The sequence below is a fragment of the Pseudomonas sp. VS40 genome, from assembly GCF_018587885.1.
In the GTDB taxonomy this organism is placed as follows: Bacteria; Pseudomonadota; Gammaproteobacteria; order Pseudomonadales; family Pseudomonadaceae; genus Aquipseudomonas; species Aquipseudomonas pergaminensis.
Genome location: NZ_JAGYWD010000010.1, coordinates 12,501 through 29,888, shown reverse-complemented (window position 1 = coordinate 29,888; position 17,388 = coordinate 12,501). Strand labels below are relative to the sequence as shown.

General features: G+C 62.9%; 14 protein-coding genes. 11 read left to right on the top strand and 3 right to left on the bottom strand.

Annotated features, from left to right (window positions below):
- The first annotated feature begins 53 nt into the window (after positions 1-53).
- The 10 genes from KHP07_RS24925 (at position 54) to KHP07_RS24880 (ending at position 12,536) form a co-directional block, all read left to right on the top strand.
- Positions 54-1,205, top strand: coding sequence for an LLM class flavin-dependent oxidoreductase (locus tag KHP07_RS24925; RefSeq protein ID WP_100490863.1), 1,152 nt, complete (start codon positions 54-56; stop codon positions 1,203-1,205).
- Positions 1,206-1,224: 19 nt separating this feature from the next.
- A complete protein-coding gene (locus tag KHP07_RS24920) occupies positions 1,225-2,274 on the top strand; it encodes an ABC transporter substrate-binding protein (protein ID WP_078048244.1) in 1,050 nt (349 codons plus the stop codon).
- 107 nt (positions 2,275-2,381) lie between these two features.
- Complete coding sequence (locus KHP07_RS24915; RefSeq protein ID WP_078048243.1) at positions 2,382-3,440, top strand: ABC transporter substrate-binding protein; 1,059 nt, start codon at positions 2,382-2,384, stop codon at positions 3,438-3,440.
- Positions 3,441-3,763: 323 nt separating this feature from the next.
- Entirely contained in the window at positions 3,764-6,004 is a 2,241-nt protein-coding gene (locus KHP07_RS24910; protein ID WP_078048242.1) for a TonB-dependent receptor, read from the top strand.
- A gap of 133 nt (positions 6,005-6,137) precedes the next feature.
- On the top strand, positions 6,138-8,603 hold the full coding sequence (locus KHP07_RS24905; protein ID WP_214498191.1) for a TonB-dependent receptor plug domain-containing protein: 2,466 nt from the start codon (positions 6,138-6,140) through the stop codon (positions 8,601-8,603).
- 204 nt (positions 8,604-8,807) lie between these two features.
- The gene (locus KHP07_RS24900) at positions 8,808-9,560 is read left to right on the top strand and encodes an ABC transporter permease (protein ID WP_078048240.1); all 753 of its coding nucleotides are present in this window, start codon (positions 8,808-8,810) and stop codon (positions 9,558-9,560) included.
- Positions 9,561-9,570: 10 nt separating this feature from the next.
- Positions 9,571-10,332 (top strand): ABC transporter permease, encoded by a 762-nt coding sequence (locus tag KHP07_RS24895; protein WP_078048239.1) that lies wholly within the window; start codon positions 9,571-9,573, stop codon positions 10,330-10,332.
- A gap of 11 nt (positions 10,333-10,343) precedes the next feature.
- A complete protein-coding gene (locus KHP07_RS24890) occupies positions 10,344-11,123 on the top strand; it encodes an ABC transporter ATP-binding protein (RefSeq protein ID WP_214498190.1) in 780 nt (259 codons plus the stop codon).
- A gap of 70 nt (positions 11,124-11,193) precedes the next feature.
- Complete coding sequence (locus KHP07_RS24885) at positions 11,194-12,159, top strand: threo-3-hydroxy-L-aspartate ammonia-lyase (RefSeq protein WP_214498189.1); 966 nt, start codon at positions 11,194-11,196, stop codon at positions 12,157-12,159.
- Entirely contained in the window at positions 12,156-12,536 is a 381-nt protein-coding gene (locus tag KHP07_RS24880) for a RidA family protein (protein ID WP_214498188.1), read from the top strand. Before KHP07_RS24885 ends, KHP07_RS24880 begins: the two co-directional genes overlap by 4 nt.
- Here KHP07_RS24880 and KHP07_RS24875 read toward each other — a convergent pair.
- On the bottom strand, positions 12,524-13,150 hold the full coding sequence (locus KHP07_RS24875; protein WP_099491264.1) for a helix-turn-helix transcriptional regulator: 627 nt from the start codon (positions 13,148-13,150) through the stop codon (positions 12,524-12,526). The genes KHP07_RS24880 and KHP07_RS24875 overlap by 13 nt on opposite strands.
- Positions 13,151-13,220: 70 nt before the next feature.
- Here KHP07_RS24875 and KHP07_RS24870 point away from each other — a divergent pair, with 70 nt between their 5' ends.
- On the top strand, positions 13,221-14,318 hold the full coding sequence (locus tag KHP07_RS24870; protein ID WP_214498187.1) for a DSD1 family PLP-dependent enzyme: 1,098 nt from the start codon (positions 13,221-13,223) through the stop codon (positions 14,316-14,318).
- Positions 14,319-14,528: 210 nt separating this feature from the next.
- Here the strand turns inward: KHP07_RS24870 and KHP07_RS24865 are convergent, their stop codons facing one another.
- Both KHP07_RS24865 and KHP07_RS24860 read right to left on the bottom strand, forming a co-directional pair.
- Positions 14,529-16,142, bottom strand: coding sequence for a GMC family oxidoreductase (locus KHP07_RS24865; protein WP_078048233.1), 1,614 nt, complete (start codon positions 16,140-16,142; stop codon positions 14,529-14,531).
- Positions 16,143-16,169: 27 nt separating this feature from the next.
- Complete coding sequence (locus KHP07_RS24860; RefSeq protein ID WP_078048232.1) at positions 16,170-17,387, bottom strand: mandelate racemase/muconate lactonizing enzyme family protein; 1,218 nt, start codon at positions 17,385-17,387, stop codon at positions 16,170-16,172.
- Position 17,388 lies beyond the last annotated feature (1 nt).

Sequence of the window (17,388 nt, the reverse complement as noted above, 5' to 3'; positions counted from 1 at the left end):
GCATCCCTTCAATCAGGTCCAAGCCCCCTGCACGACTCAAATCAGGAGCACCCATGAGCACTGAATTCTTCTGGCGCCTACCCCTGGGCACCGACGGCCCGCAGCTGACCACCGACAAACACAACCGCGGCAACCCCAACTACCGCCCCGGCCACATCGCCCCAGGTCGCCTGCCCAACGGTGAACCCGACGACTTCACCTACATCGATTACATCGCCCAAGTCGCCAAGGCCGCCGAACTCGCCGGTTTCGAAGGCGCCCTGCTGCCCACCGGCCCCGAGCCGTGGATCGCCGCCGCCGCGCTCGCCCGGGAAACCCGGCGCATCAAGTTCCTGATCGCCTTCCAGGCCACCTGGACCCTGCCCGCCTACGCCGCACAACAGGCCGCGATCCTGCAGAACCTCAGCCGTGGCCGCCTGGAGTGGAACATCATCACCGGCGGCAACCCCGCCAGCCAACGCGCCAATGGCGACTTTCTCGAACATGACCTGCGCTACAAGCGCACCGGCGAGTTCCTCGACATCATCCAGGGCCTCTGGGAAAACGAAAAATTCTCCTACGACGGCGATATCTACCAACTGGAAAACGGTGCCCTGCCCGTCGGCCTGCACAATGAGCGCAAGCCCGGCGTGTATTTCTCCGGTTTCTCCGAGGCCGCCCTGGGCGTGGCCGCCCGGCATGCCGATGTGTACCTGAATTGGGCCGAACCCATCGACAAGCTCAAGCCGCATATCGACCGGGTACGCGAACTGGCTGACAAGCAAGGCCGCACCGTGCGCTTCGGCCTGCGCGTCGACCTGTTCGCCCGCGAGACCGAAGAGCTGGCCTGGAAAGACCTGCGTCGCCAGTTCGACAAACTCGACGGCAAGACCAGCGCGGTCGCCAAGGGTTTTACCAATGGCTCGGATTCAGTGGGGGCTGCGCGGCAAACCGCTTATCACCAGAACGTCGACCGCTTTGATGACCTGATCATCGGCCCCAACCTGTGGGCCGGTTTTGCCAAGGCCAAGCCGGGTCCGACCGTCGGCCTGGTGGGCAGCCACGAAAACATCGCCGAGCGCCTGGTGGAATACCGCGACGCTGGTTTCTCGACCTTTATCCTCGCCGGTAACCCGCACCTGGAAGAAGCCCTGCGCATTGGCCAGGAAGTCTTGCCGCTGGTGCACCAACGCCCGGCGATCCAACCCTTGAAAGCCAGCGCCTGACTGCTGGGGAGACTCCTTGATGACACAACCTCTCGACACGCTCTGGTACACCCGCTGCCCCGTTCCCACTGGCCTGGGCATTGCCGTGCAGAAAGGCTGGCTGCAAGACACCGTCGGTGCCCTGGGTACCGAGGTGCAGTCGCTGCGCGAATCGAATGACAAGGCGGTGCGCGAGTCGCACTTCGACCACACCCTGCAGAACTCCGTGCGCCATGGCGGCAATATCCCGGCGATCTGGGCCCGCGCCCAGGGCCGTGAAACCCGCGTGATCGGCCTGTCCTGGGCGGATGAAGTGCAACTGATCCTGACCCGCCAGGACAGCGGCATCAGGACCGTCAAGGACCTGAAGGGCCGTACCTTCGGCCTGCCGGACTGGGCCGGCGCGCAGATCGATTTCACCCGCGCCCAGGCTTTGCGCGGCCTGGAGAATGCGCTGTCGCTGGAAGGCTTGAAAGTGGGCGATGTGAAACTCAAGAACTTCAGCTATGGCGGCACCTTCAGCGACAGCGCGGTGCGCAATGTGGCCGGCACACCGGTCAATGCACAGGTGACTGAACGCAACCTGGAGCTGATCGGCCTGCTGCGCGGCGAAGTCGATGCGATCTTCCTCAAGGGCGCCAGCGCGGCGCAGCACGCCCATGATTTCGGCCTGCACACGGTGATCGACACCGGCGCTCACCCCGACCCGCTGATCCGCAGCAACAATGGCACGCCGCGCACACTGGCAGTGGACCTGAACCTGCTGGACAAGCATTTCGACGTGGCCACCGGCATCCTCGATTCAGTGCTGCGCGCCGAGCAATGGGCCCACACCCACCCGGAAGACACCCGCCGCTACCTGGCCCGGGAAACCAACAGCAGCGAATACTGGGTGACCGCCGCCTATGGCGACGATGCACACCTGCGCCTGCGTACCGAACTGGATGAACAGGCGATCGTGGCATTGCAGGACTTCACCGACTTCCTGCACCGCTGGCGCTTTATCCCGCAAACCTTCGATGTGCGCGAATGGATCGATGCACGGCCGCTGAATGCGCTGCTCGACAACAAGACCGCACTCGCCGGCTAACCCGCCCCCTGTCGGAGCCGGCGTGCCGGCGATAGCGTGTTCAAGACCGCCATCGCCGGCACGCCGGGCGCCTACAGACGGCTTCATGGATTTGAACGAAGAATTTTATGAGCAAACCACTCGATACTCTCTGGTACACCCACAGCCCGGTCCCCACCGGGCTTGGCATCGCGGTGCAATCCGGGCGACTGGCCGAAGCCTTCCTGCCTTACGGCACCAATATCCAATCGCTGCGCGAATCCACCGAGCGGGAAGTACGCGAAGCCCACTATGACCATCACCTGCAGAATTCGGTGCGCCACGGCGGCAATATCCCGGCAATCTGGGCCTATGCCAGCGGTGTCGAAACCCGCGTGCTGGGGCTGTCGTGGAGCGATGAAGTGCAACTGATCCTGACCACCGCCGAAAGCGGTGTGAAGAGCGTGCGCGACCTGAAAAACCGGCGCTTCGGCCTGCCGAAATGGGCCAACGTGCAGATCGACTTCACCCGCGCCCAGGCCCTGCGCGGGCTGGAAAACGCGCTCAAGCTCGAAGGCCTGGAAGTCGCCGATGTGGAACTGGTGGACTACCCCTACGGCGGCACCTACAGCGACAACCAGACCTCCTACGTGTATGGCCCGGAGGTCAGCCTGGGCGTGAGCCGTTTCAGCCGGCGCAACAACGAACTGATCGGCCTGTTGCGCGGCGACATCGACGCGATCTTCCTCAAGGGTGCGCATGCCGTGCACCTGGCCAACGAGTTCGGCCTGCATGTGGTGGTCGACACCGGCTCCCACCCGGACCCGCTGATCCGCTCCAACAATGGCACGCCGCGCACCCTCACGGTGGACACCCACCTGCTGACGGAGCATTTCGACGCCAGCGTGAAGATCGTCGACACCGTGCTGCGCACCGAGCAATGGGCCTGGGCCAACCCGGACGAGACCCGGCGCTTCCTCGCCAAGGAACTCAATACCAGCGAGTACTGGGTCACGGCGGCGTATGGCGAAGATGCCCACAGGCGTCTGCGCACCACCCTCGACTCACGCTCGATTGATGCACTGCAGGATTTCACCGACTTCCTGTTCCGCTGGCACTTCATCCCCCGACGCTTCGATGTACGCGACTGGATCGACTTCAGCGTGCTGGAAAAAGTCATCGGCTCCACCTCCCGCGTTGCCGTTTAACCCTGGCATCACACACCCCCCCTTGTAGGAGCCCGGCTGGCCGGCGATGGCGTTTTCGAGACCGCCAACGCCGGCCAGCCGGGTGCCTGCCATGTTGGCCAGGCAACACCTCCCCTGCTGCTCCAGCAGCACCCTCCAAGCACTTTTTGCTGATTGCTCCACAGGCCTGTTCAAAGGCCTTTTGTCGGCGGGTTATTTTCGCCACAGCGTATTTTAAAATCATTTAGTTTCAATGGCTTGCAAGCTTGTATCAACCCTGAAATCCCGTTGGCACGATCTCTGCTCTACCGCCTTCAAGGACACATTTTCCGGGGGAGACTGCAATGCATAACATCAATCCAATCACCAAGGGCTTGTGGCTCGCTTTGCTGGTTGCCGGTGGCGCCCAAGCCGCTGACGAAGACACCAGCAAAACCGAGCCGTCACTCAAGACCGTGACCGTCACCGCACAACACCGCGAGCAAACCCTTCAAGAGGTTCCGGTGGCGGTTTCGGCGGTCCAGGGCACAAATATCGTCGCCGATGGCGTGCGCAACATGGGCGATATCACCACCTTCATTCCCAACGCCTCGGCCAAGAACCCTGACGGCGACGGCCGCCCGCGCTGGTACATCCGTGGCCTGGGCACCGGCGATACCGGCGCCGCCACGGTTTACCCAGTGGGCATCTATGCCGATGACGTGTACCTGAACGCGCCGATTGCCGGTGGCGGTCCGCTCTGGGACCTGGAGCGCATCGAAATCCTGCGCGGCCCGCAAGGCACGCTGTATGGCAAGAACACCACGGCTGGCGCGGTGAATATCATCTCGAAGAAGCCGACTTTCGACACCGACGGCTTCGGCACGATTGGCTTTGGCAGCAAGAACGAACGCATCCTCAGCGGCGCCTTGGGTGGCGCGCTGGTGGATGAAAAACTCGCGGCGCGAATCTCGCTGTATTCCGAGGAACGCGATGGTTTCCAGAAAAACCTGGTGGACGATCACACCTACGGCGATGTGAACAAGAAGGCCGTGCGCCTGCAGTTTTTTGCCCAGCTCAACGACGACCTGGATGCGCTGTGGAAGATCCACAGCCGCGAGTTCAAAGGTGATGGCGCCAATGGCGCGCTGACCCTGGGACGCTATTACAACGTGGGCTACCAGCGCCCGCTGGGCCGTAATATCGCGTTGAACGTCAAGGACGATTCCAAGCTCGACCACGACGGCACGTCGCTGACCCTCAATTGGCACCTGGGCGACTACACGCTGACGTCCATCAGTGCCTATGACTACATTCGCGGCCAGTCCAGCAGCGATGCCGACTACACGCCGTACGAGGTCAACGGCACCTCCACCGCCGACAACAAATACACCCAGTACTCCCAGGAAATCCGCCTGGCCTCGCCCCAGCAGGAAACCCTGCGCTGGCTGGCGGGTGCTCACTATTTCCACGAAGACCTGGACAGCACTGCCGGGCGCTTCATCCAGCCAGGCCCGACACCCAATGGCACCGGCTCCAACCAGATCAACGGCGCCACGGATTTCCGTGACCTGAGCTACGACCATAAGACCGACAGCTACGCGTTGTTCGGCAACCTGACCTACGACTTCACTGACAATTTCAGCGTCACCGGTGGCCTGCGCTGGACCCAGGAAAAGAAAGACATCGACCTCAGCCTCACCCAGCTGACCCGCGCCACCGCCAACGGCCCGTTGATCCCGCTGGGCGGCGTCGGTACCAACGGCAACCGTCAGGAAGACAAGACTTGGGAAGCCTGGACCTACGACCTGACCCCGGAATACCGTATCAACGACAACGTGCGTGTGTTCTTCCGCTACGCCCATGGCTTCCGTTCGGGCGGGTTCAACACCGGGCTGTCCACCAGCCTGTCGCAGTTGACCACGGTGGACCCGGAGCAACTCGATGCCTATGAGTTCGGGGTGAAATCCGAGTGGTTCAACCATCGCCTGACCGCCAACGCGAACATCTTCTACTACGATTATTCCGACATTCAGGTGAACCTGCTGACGGTCAACAACGGTGTGCTGACCACCGCGTTGACCAATGGCGCCAAGGGCAAGGTCAAGGGCGCCGAACTGGAGCTTGAAGGCCAGCCGACCGACTACCTGCACCTGCGCGCAGCGATCTCGTTCCTCGACACCGAATACACCGATTTCAAGAACACCAACCCCAGCACCGGTGCGGTTACCGGTGACTACAGCGGCAACAGCTTCGTGCGTTCGCCGCGCAACGTGGTGTCCCTGGGTGGCGACTACACCATCCCATTGGAAATCGGCGGCAAGCTGGTGGCCGGTGCGGACGTTAGCTTTCGCGACAAGGAATACTTCCTTGCCGACCGCCAGAGCAGCGCCGACAAGGACCTGAGCCAACCGCACTACACCTTGGCCAACAGTCGCCTGACCTGGTACAGCCCGGATGAAAAACTCAGCGTCACCGGTTTCGTCAATAACCTCACCGACCGCCGCTACCAGGTGCATGGCCGGCCAAACGGTGGCCTGGGCCAATACGTGATCACCTACGGCGACCCACGCACCGTGGGCCTGAGCGTGACCAGCCGCTTCTAACCTCTAATCCCCACCCACTGTAGGCGTCCGGCTTGCCGGCGATGAGGCACTGAATTCATACATCGCCCATCCGGACGCCATCGCCGGCAAACCGGGCGCCTGCACGTTTGGTGGTTTCTGAAAGGACCTAGTTATGTTCCAACGCACTCCGTTGGCCAGCGCTATCGCGCTGGTCTTGGGCAGCCTTGCCGTGCCTGCCTTTGGCGCAGACGACAACCAGCCCACCGCCAAAAACGATCACCTCGACACCGTGGTGGTCCTCGGCACCCGTCGCAGCGACCTGACCGCCTTGCAAAGCGCGGCACCGGTGGACGTGCTCTCCGGCGAGCAATTGCAGCAGACCGGCGCCACCGACCTGTCCGGCGCCCTCACCGCGCTGTCACCGTCGTTCAACTTCCCGCAGTCGCCCCAGGGAGCGTTTGCTGGCTCCATCGCCCAGGGCGCCTCGTTGCGCGGCCTGGCCTCTGACCAGGTGCTGGTGCTGGTCAACGGCAAGCGCCGCCACAGCAGCGCCAACATCACCCGCCAAAGCCTGGTGAACGGGCGTGGTGCCGCGGCGGTGGATTTAAGCTTGATCCCACTCAGCGCCATCCAGCGCGTCGAGATCCTGCGCGACGGCGCCGCCGCGCAATATGGCTCCGACGCCATCGCCGGGGTGATCAACATTGTGCTCAAGGAAAACGACGACGGCGGTAACCTCGGCTACCGCTTCGGCGGCTATGACAAAGGCGATGGCATCCAGCGCAAACTCAGCGGCTGGAAAGGTTTCGCGCTGCCCAACGACGGTTTCCTCACCCTCAGTTTCGATGCCGGCAGCCAGGACCCGGCCAGCGACACCAACCCCGACAACCGGATCTTTTACCCCGGCGACACCAGCGTGAACACGCCGCGCGAGCAGAACAACCGCTACCGCACCTGGCGCTGGGGCGCGGGCAATGTCTCGGACCAATACAACGTCGTGGCCAACAGCGAAATTGGCATTGGCGAGGGGCTGACCGCCTACGGGTTTGCCACCTACGCCCACAAGAACACCGACGCCGAAGGTTTCTTCGACCCGCCCACGACCCTGCGCAACAACTACGGCAGCAATGCGTTGGCGCGCTACCCGGACGGCCGCTTGCCGATCACCCGCTACGGGCTGGAAGACTATGCCGTCACCGGCGGCTTGCGCTTCGAGAACGAGCAACTGGGCAAATTCGACCTGGCGTTGAACCATGGCAACAACACGCTCAAGTCCAACGACCGCAACGCGATCAACCCCAGCTACGGCGCCAACAGCCCGTCGAGCATCTACACCGGCAAACGCGAAAATGACCAGACCAACCTGACCCTCGACTGGGTGCGCGACTTCCCCACCGACCTGCTGTTCAAGCCGCTGACCCTGTCAGCCGGCCTGGCCTGGCGCAAGGAGAACTACCAGTTGAGCGCGGGCGAAGCCGCCGGTTGGCAGAACGGGCCGCTGTTCAACACGGTTGACCCGATCACCGGACGACGTGTGCCCGGCTACTACTCGGGCATCACCCAGGTGGACGCGGCGTCCCTGGACCGCAAGGTGCTGGGCGCCTACATCGATGTGGAAGGCCAGATCACCGAGAAATTCCAGGCCGGCGTGGCCGTGCGCACCGAGCACTATTCGGACTTCGGCGACACCACCAACGGCAAGCTGTCGCTGCGTTATGACTTCACCCCGCAGATCGCCGCGCGGGCCACGGCCAGCACCGGCTATCGCGCGCCATCGCTGGTGCAGAGCGGCATGTCGTCGTTCAGTGTGCAGGTAGTGGAGCAGCCGCCAGGCAGCGGCAACTACGTCGAGGTGCAGCAACGCACGCTGCGCGCCAACAGCCCGGAAGCCCAGGCACTCGGTGGCAAGGCGCTCAAGCCGGAGGAATCGACCAACTATTCCCTGGGACTGGTGTGGCGCCCGCTGGAAAACGCCTCGGTGACGGTGGACGCCTATCGCATCAACATCGACAACCGCATCACCCTCTCTGACCAGTTGCCTGCCAGCGTGGTCACGCCGATCTTCGCCGGCACGCCCTACGCCAACATCCAAAGCGCGGCGTTCTACACCAACGTCGCCGACACCCGCACCGATGGCATCGAGTTGACCGGCAACTACCAGTGGGACCTGCAGCGCTGGGGCCGCCTGAACCTGAGCAGTGGCTTTGCCAAGAACAACACCACCATCACCGGCCTGCGGGATGTGGGCAACATCAAGGGCTCGCAAATTGTCGGGCGCAACACCCAGGGGCTGATCGAGGATGGCACGCCGGACTCCAAGCTGACCCTGAGCGCCAACTGGCTGTATGAAAACTGGGGCGTCACCGTGGCCCAGCGCCGGTATGGCGAATGGAAAAGCCTCAACGCCACCAACCCCAGCCTGGACCAGACCTACAGCCCGCAATGGGTCACCGACCTGGATGTGTCATACACCTTCTACAAGGGCGTGAAGGTGTCGGTGGGCGCGATCAACCTGTTCGACACGCATCCGGACAAGGCCGATGGCGCGCAGTTGTACGGCGTGCCGAAGTACTCGATCACCAGCCCGGAGGGTGCGCAGGGGGCGTTCTACTACACCAGTGTGAGCTACGACTTCTGAGGGGATTGCTGAATGGGTGCTGCTGTAGCAGCACCCATTCACCATTTCTGTGATTCCCCCCTGTAGGAGCCCGGCTTGCCGGCGATGGCGGACTCTGTTTATGCACCCGTCTCAAGGGCCTCATCGCCGGCAAGCCGGGCTCCTACGGTTTGTGGCACATGTCTTGCGATAGCTGCCAGGTACTCAGCCCAATTAAGACCTGCCATGCGCCTCCTTCGACTACTCTCCTGGCTTATCTCGCCCCTCGCCCTGCTCGCCACCTGGGCGCTGGTGGCCCATCTCGGCATCTTCCCGCGCAACCTGCTGGTGCCTCCGGCCCAGGTGTTGCAAACCTTTGAAGAGCTGCTCGCCAGCGGCGAACTGCTCGACCACCTGGGCAATAGCCTGTCGCGCCTCGGGCTGGGGTTTGGCATCGGCTCGTTGTGTGGCCTGGCGTTCGGCGTGCTGATGGCCACGTCAAAGAGCGTCGAGGTGTATTGCGGGCCGCTGTTCCATACCTTGCGGCAGATCCCCAGCATCGCGCTGATCCCGATGTTCGTGCTGCTGTTCGGCATCGATGAAACCTTCAAGATCATCATCGTCGCCAAGACCGCGTTCTTCCCGGTGGCCCTGGCGGCGGGTGAAGGTGTGCGTGGCATCCCGCGCAGTTATTTCGAAGTGGCCGACGTTTACCGCCTGCGCTGGCCGGCCTTTGTGCGCCTGGTGGCGCTACCCGCCGCCGCGCCACCGATCATCACCGGTTTTCGCATCAGCCTGACCCGCGCCTGGGTGGTGCTGGTCGCCACCGAGTTGCTGGCGGCCGACAGCGGCCTGGGCCAGATGATCGAGATGGCCCGGCAGATGCTGCGTATCGATGTGGTGATGGTTGGCGTGGTGGTCACGGGCGTGATCGGCTTTGCCCTCGACTACGGGTTTCGTCGCCTCGAACAACACCTCTTCCGCTGGCAGACCCGCTAGGAGCCTTGCGATGTTGTCTCTATTGAAGAACGCCCGGGGGCTGTTGCTGCCGTTGCTGCTGGTGCTTGCCTGGGAATACGCCTCGCGCCAGGACGCCGCCGGCGCTTACGCCTTTGTACCATTGTCGGCGATTGGCACCGCGTTGCTGGAAATGCTCGGCAACGGCGAACTGCTGGTCAACCTGCTCGCCAGCCTGGCGCGCACCAGCAGCGGCCTGGTGCTGGGCATTCTGTTCGGCGTGACGCTGGGGGTGCTGATGGCGCTGTCCAGCGTGGCGAACCGCCTGATCGGCCCACTGTTCCACTCGATTCGCCAGGTGCCGATGCTCGGCTGGATCCCGTTGATTGCCATGTGGTTCGGCAACGGCGAGTTTTCCAAGGTGTTGATCGTCACCCTTGCGGCGTTTTACCCGATGGTGCTCAACACCTACCAGGGCTTCAGCCATGTGGAGCGGCGCTACCGTGAAGTCGGCCAGGTGCTGGCGCTGACGCCCCTGCAGCAGTTCACCCAGGTACTGCTGCCGGCAGCGCTGCCGAGTATCGCCACCGGGGTGTTGCACGCGCTGGCATTTGCATGGGTCACGGCCATCGGCAGTGAACTGTTCCTGTCTTCCGGGGCGGGACTGGGCAACCTGATGATGAACGCCGAAGCCGGCTCGCGTATGGAGGTGATCGTGCTCAGCGTGCTGTGCATCGGTTTGCTCGGTTACCTGATGACCCTGTTGTTCACCCGTTTGAGCCGCCACTTGCTGCGCTGGCGCAACCTCCGTTGAAAGGCCCCGCTATGAATGCAATCGCTTACCCCACTCATGTGCACACCGGCGCCCTGCAGATCGGGGGCCTGAACAAGGCTTACCGGATCGAAGGCCGCGACCTGCCGGTATTGCAGAATATTCACCTGGATGTGCGCCCTGGCGAGTTTGTCAGCATCGTGGGCGCCAGCGGCTGCGGAAAATCCACCTTGCTGCGCCTGATTGTCGGGCTGGAGGCCGAGTACGAGGGCGACATTCTGCTGGACGGCAAACGCATCGCGGCCACCAGCCTGGAACGTGGCATCGTATTCCAGGACCATCGCCTGTTCCCCTGGATGACCGTCAGCCAGAACATCGCCCTGGCGCTTAAAAACCACACGCTGCCCCAGGCCGAGAAGGATCGCCAGGTGGTCGAACATATCGCATTGGTCAACCTCAGCGGCTTTGAGCATGCCTACCCGCACCAGCTCTCCGGCGGCATGGCACAACGCGCAGCCATTGCCAGGGCGCTGATCAACAAACCCAAGGTGCTGTTACTGGATGAGCCGCTGGGCGCCCTGGACGCCTTGACCCGCGTGCACCTACAACGCGAGCTGCAGCGCATCTGGGTGCAGCAGCGGTGCACGGTGATCATGGTCACTCACGATATCGAAGAGGCGCTGTACCTCGGTGACCGGGTGATTGTGATGGACGCGCACCCCGGGCGGATCAAGCATGAAATCCGCGTCGACCTGCCCCACCCCCGGGACCGCGCCTCGCCGGTACTGCAGGGCTACAAAGAGCAATTGCTTGAAGAACTGGTGGGTCACTGAACTCAGGCAGACCTTTACAACTTGTCTTGTTATGGATATTTTATCCAGAACAAGACAACGAGGTCCGCCCATGCCATCGCCCGTTTACCCAGACGTCATCGACGCCGCGCAACGCTTGGAAGGCATTGCCCACCCGACGCCGGTGTTCACGTCGCGCACCCTCGACGCGCTGACCGGCGCCCAGGTATTCATCAAATGTGAAAACCTGCAACGCACCGGTTCATTCAAATTCCGCGGTGCCTTCAACGCGCTGTCGCGGTTCGACGAGCAGCAGCGCAAGGCCGGGGTGGTAGCGTTTTCGTCCGGCAACCATGCCCAGGGTATTGCGCTGGCGGCGCAGTTGCTGGGCATACCGGCGACCATCGTGATGCCCACCGATGCGCCGGCTGCCAAAGTCGCCGCCACCCGTGACTATGGCGCCCGCGTGGTGCTGTATGACCGCTTTACCGAAGACCGCGAGCAGATCGGCCGCGACCTGGCCACTCAACAAGGCCTGACGCTGATCCCACCCTACGACCATCCACACATCCTCGCCGGGCAAGGCACGGCCGCCAAGGAGTTGCTGGAATTCACCGGTCCGCTGGATGCCTTGTTCGTCGGCCTGGGCGGTGGCGGCATGCTCTCGGGCACTGCGCTGAGCACCCGTGCCCTGGCACCCGACTGCCTGCTCTACGGCGTGGAGCCGCAAGCCGGCAATGACGGCCAGCGCTCCTTTCGCAGCGGCAGCATCGTGCACATCGACACACCCGCCACCATCGCCGACGGTGCCCAGACCCAACACTTGGGCAATTACACCTTCCCCATCATCCGCGACAAGGTGAACGACATCCTCACCGTGTCAGACGCCGAGTTGGTGGCGGCGATGAAGTTCTTCATGCAGCGCATGAAAATGGTGGTGGAACCCACCGGCTGCCTGGGCCTGGCGGGGCTGCTCAACGAAGGAGAACGGTTCAAGGGTCAGCGGGTGGGGATTATCGTCACCGGCGGCAACGTCGATATCGCCAAGTACGCCGCCCTGCTCTGCGAGGCCTCATGAACATCGTCCAGACTGCGGCTGCCGCACCACCTGCCGGGCACTATTCCCAGGCGATCGGCCACGCCGGCACGCTGTATATCTCCGGGCAATTGCCGGTGAGCCCGGATGGGCGGCATAACCTGGCGGCGCCGTTTGCCGAACAGGCCCAGGTCGCGCTGAATAATCTGCTGGAAATCCTGCGGGCCGCAGGCGGCAGGCCGGAAGACTTGGTGAAGGTCACGGTGTACGTCGCAGGCGTCGAGCACTGGCCCGCATTCGATGCGGTGTACGCCGCCGCACTGGGCAACCACCGCCCTGCCCGCGCGGTGGTGCCGGTGCCCGAGTTGCACCACGGCTATCGGGTGGAGATTGAGGCGGTGGCGCGCTACTTGGCGTAGGTGTAGACCGCCGCACGCGATACGCCCAGGTGCGAGGCCACGGTTTCCATGGCCCGGCGAATATCCAGGCAGCCGGAGTCTTTCAATTCCTGCATGAGCACACGCCGGTCCGCTGTTTTCAGGGCGCGCGGCGTGGTCGCCAGGCGTGCGGCGAACTGGTCGATACGGGCGCGGATCACGTCGGCGCCCGAGGGGTCCAGGGACTCGATGAGCTTGTCGCCGCTGACCGAGCCGAACTGCTCCAGCAGGCCCTGCAAGCCCCGGAACAATGAAAGATCGACGTTCATGCACAGCGCCGCGACGTACTCGCCGCCGGCGCCCTTGATGCCGATCGACGTGCTCTTGACCTGGCGACCGTCACTGAACTGGTTCTGGTAATTGGCGATGACTTGCGGGTAATCCGGGTCGGCAATCCGCGCCAGGCCCAGTTCGGTGGTCGGGTCACCCGCGGTGCGTCCGGACAGGTTGTTATGGATGGCCAGGATCGAGTGCTGGGGGTCGCGCAAGTCGTGCAGCACCACTTCGCAGAAGGGGCTGAAGGTCTTGCTCAGGCCCTCGGCGATCTGTTCGAGCTGGCTGATCAAATGAGTATCGTTGGGAGAGGTGTTTTTCATGCAAGACAACATATCCAGTCCTGGACAGGGCGTCAATTTCAGCACTGTCCCCTCTTGTGGAGCCGCAACCTTGGACACGCCTGCCGCACTGATTGATACCGTGAAAATGCAGCGCAATATCCAGCGCATGCAACAGCGTGCCAACGGCCTGGGCGTGCAGTTGCGCCCCCATGTCAAAACCCACAAGTGCGCCGAAGTGGTGGCCGCCCAAATCGCCGCGGGCGCCAGCGGCATCACGGTGTCGACGCTGAAAGAAGCCGAGTATTTTTTTGACCTGGGTATCACTGACATCCTCTATGCCGTGGCCATGGCCCCGCACAAACTGCCCCAGGCCCTGGCGCTGCGTCGCCGGGGTTGCGCCCTGACGCTGATCACCGACAGCCTCGCCGGCGCCCAGGCCATTGTCGATTTCGGTCGGGCGCATGGCGAAAGCTTTGCGGTGATGATCGAGATTGATTGCGACGGCCATCGGTCCGGGGTCAAGCCACAGGATCCACGCCTGCTGGAAATTGCCCGACTGCTGGGCGACAGCCTGGTCGGCGTGCTCACCCATGCCGGTGAGAGCTACGGGCTGGATACGCCAGAAGCCCTGCAAGCCATCGCCGAACTGGAGCGCGCACGCTGCGTTGAAGCCGCCGAGTGTATTCGCGCAGCCGGGATGGCGTGCGCCCAGGTCAGCGTCGGCTCCACGCCTACCGCGCTGTCGGCGGTGAGCCTGGAAGGCGTGACCGAGTTGCGTGCCGGCGTGTATGCGTTCTTCGATTTGGTGATGCACAACATCGGCGTATGCCGCCTCGACGAACTGGCCTTGAGCGTGCTGACTACCGTAATCGGCCATCAGCCGGAAAAAGGCTGGATCATCACGGACGCTGGCTGGATGGCCATGAGCCGGGATCGCGGTACGCAAGCGCAGAAAAAGGACTTCGGCTACGGCCAGCTCTGTGATGAGCGCGGAACGCCGATCCAGGGGTTGCTGTTGAACAGCGCCAATCAGGAGCATGGCGTGGCGCACGTCCAGGACCAGGATGTGGTCGCGCAATTTCCCTTGGGTACACGGCTGCGCATCCTGCCCAACCATGCGTGCGCCACCGGAACCCAGTTTGGGCATTACCACGCGTGTTTAGACAATGGCGATCTACAGGTATGGGAACGCCTGCGCGGCTGGTGACCCACTTTGACGTGGGGTATCAGGGCAAGCGCGGCGGTGTTGGGGTTTTTCGCCGGCAAGCCGGCTCCTACAGGGTGCGGGTTTCAGGTCTGAATGCGCGGGATCAGGCCCGGCAATTTCTGTAGGAGCGCGGCTTGCCGGCGATGGCGTGCGCAAGGTCAGCGCAGGAATCGAAGGCGCCATCGCCGGCAAGCCAGGCTTCTACAAGGGTCAGTGGGCATCCTCCAGGATCAGGTCGGCGCCCTTCTCTGCCACCATCAATACTGCCGCATGGGTATTGCCCGAGGTTACGTTGGGGAAGATCGATGCATCGACGATGCGCAGCCCCGCCAGCCCGTGCACCTTCAGGCGCTTGTCCACCACCGATACCTGCGGGTCCGAGCCCATGGCGCAGGAGCCGCACAGGTGGTAGATCGAGCCGCTGTTCTCGCGGAAGTATTGCAGCATCTGCTCATCGGTCTGCACCGCTTTGCCGGGCAATACCTCATCGACCGTGATGCTCTTGAGCGCCGGAGCCTGCATGATCTTGCGCATCAACCGGCTGCCCTGGATCACCTCGTCAATGTCCTTCTGGGTGCTCAGGTAGTTGGGGTCGATCAAGGCCGCGTCCCGTGGGTTCTTCGAGGCAATACGGATGGTGCCGCGGCTGGTCGGCCGGCATGGGTTAAAGCACAGCAGGAAGCCGGAATACGGCTCGGGCTTGAGGCTGGCCTTGTTGTTTTTCGGGATCTGGTACGACAGCGGGTTGAAGTACAGCTGCAGGTTCGGGTCCTTCTGCTCATCGTTGCCGCGAAAGAACCCACCGGCCTGGTTGACGCTCATCGCCAGCGCGCCCTTGCGGGTCAGCAGGTACTTGAGGCCGAGTTTCAGTTGGCCGAACAACGAACTGAGCTCGTCATTCAACGTCGGGATATTGGCCTTGTAGTAGTAACTGGCGCACAGGTGGTCCTGCAGGTTTTCACCCACGGCCGGCAAGTGCTTGACCAGCGGGATGTTGTGCTCGGCCAACAGCTTCTGGTCGGCCACACCGGACAGTTGCAGGATCTTCGGCGTGTCGACCGCGCCGGCACACAGGATCACTTCCTTGCGCGCGGTGAAGGTACGGGCCACGCCGTGTTGGGTGACGGCAATGCCGGTGGCACGCTGCTGGTCGTCGAACAGCACGCGGTCCACCAAGGCGTGCAGCGCCACCGTCAGGTTCGGGCGCCCCAGCGCCGGGTGCAGGTGCGCAAAGCTGCTGGAGCAGCGTTCGCCATTACGGGTGTTGACGTCATACAGGCCCGCGCCTTCGAAGTTCGGGCCGTTGAAGTCATCGCTGTGGGCATAGCCCAGTTGCTCGCAGCCCTTGAGGAACACGTCGCAGATCGGGTGGGTCTGGCCCTTCATCGGCGTAATGCTAATGGGGCCGCTGCCGCCGTGGTACTCGGTGTCGCCCAGCGGGTGGTTCTCCAGCTTGCGGAAGTACGGCAGCACGTCCTTGAAACCCCAGCCGTCGTTGCCATTGGCGGCCCAGTCATTGAAGTCATGGGCCTGGCCGCGTACGTAGATCATCGCGTTGATCGAGCCCGAGCCGCCCTGCACTTTTCCGCGTGGCGCGTAGATCTTGCGGCCCGCCAACTGTTTTTGCGGCTGGCTGTAGTACATCCAGTTGAAGGTCGGGTTGTAATACATCTTGGCGAAACCGACCGGGATCTTGAACCACCAGGAACTGTCCTTGCCACCGGCTTCCAGCAACAACACGGAGTGTTCGCCCGAGGCGGACAACCGGTTGGCGAGGATGCAGCCTGCGGCGCCAGCGCCGGCGATGATGTAGTCATATGTCATTCACGGTTACCGCATCAGTCGTTTTTTTTAGCCCTTGGCGGGCGAAGTGTCTTTCACGTCAGCCGGGGTCGGCGCCATTTGCAGGTGCAGGCGCTCACCGGTGTACGGCGTGTGCTTGCGCACCACGTCCATGTTCAGTTCCACGCCCAGGCCTGGCTCGGTGGACGGGATGATGTAGCCGTCCTCCCAGTGCAGCGGCTTGGTCAGGACTTCGGCATGGAAACCGCCCCAGGTCATGATGCTTTCCTGGATCAGGAAGTTCGGCGTGCAGGTGGCCAGCTGGAAACTCGCCGCCGCGCCAATCGGCCCGTTGTACAAGTGCGGCGCGATTTGCGCGTAGTAGGCCTCGGCCATGCTCGCGATCTTCTTGGCCTCCAGCAGCCCGCCACAGCGCGCCACGTTCATCTGCAGGATCGACGCACCGCCCGCCTGCAGCAGCTTGAAGAATTCATACTTGGTGGTCAGGCGTTCGCCGGTGGCAATCGGGATGCTGGTCTTGGCCGCGACCTGGGCCATGGCGTCTTCCTGGCCGGGCGGCACGGGCTCTTCGAACCACAGCGGGTCGTACTTCTCCAAGCGCTTGGCCAGGCGAATCGCGGACGACGGCACCATCTGCCCATGGGTGCCGAACAGCAGGTCGCACTTGTCGCCCACCGCTTCGCGGATCTTGCGGCAGAACGTCTCGCAGCGCTCCAGCACTTCCAGCGAGATCTGGTGGCCGGAATACGCGGTGTACGGGCCTGCCGGGTCGAACTTCACGGCGGTGAAGCCTTTGTTCATGTTCTCGATGGCGCACTCGGCGGCCAGGTCCGGGTCGTCGTAGTCGTACTCGCCCTTGCTGTTGACCGGGTACAAGTAGGTGTAGGAACGCAGGCGCTCGTTGACCTTGCCGCCGAGCAGCTCGTAGACGGGCTTGTTGGCGGCCTTGCCGATAATGTCCCAGCAGGCCATTTCCAGGCCGCTGACCACGCCCATCATGGTCAGGTCCGGACGTTGGGTGAAGCCGCTCGAATACGCCTGGCGAAAGAAGCGCTCGATATGGTGCGGGTCGTGGTTGAGCAGGTAACGCTCGAACACGTCCTCGATGATCGGCAGCATGGCCTTGGGGCCGAAGGTGGCAGCGTAGATCTCGCCAACGCCTTCGATGCCGCAGTCGGTCTTGAGTTTGACGAACAGCCAGTACATGCCACCGATATGGGGTGGCGGAACAGCGACGATATGGGTTTCAAGGGCGACGATTTTCATC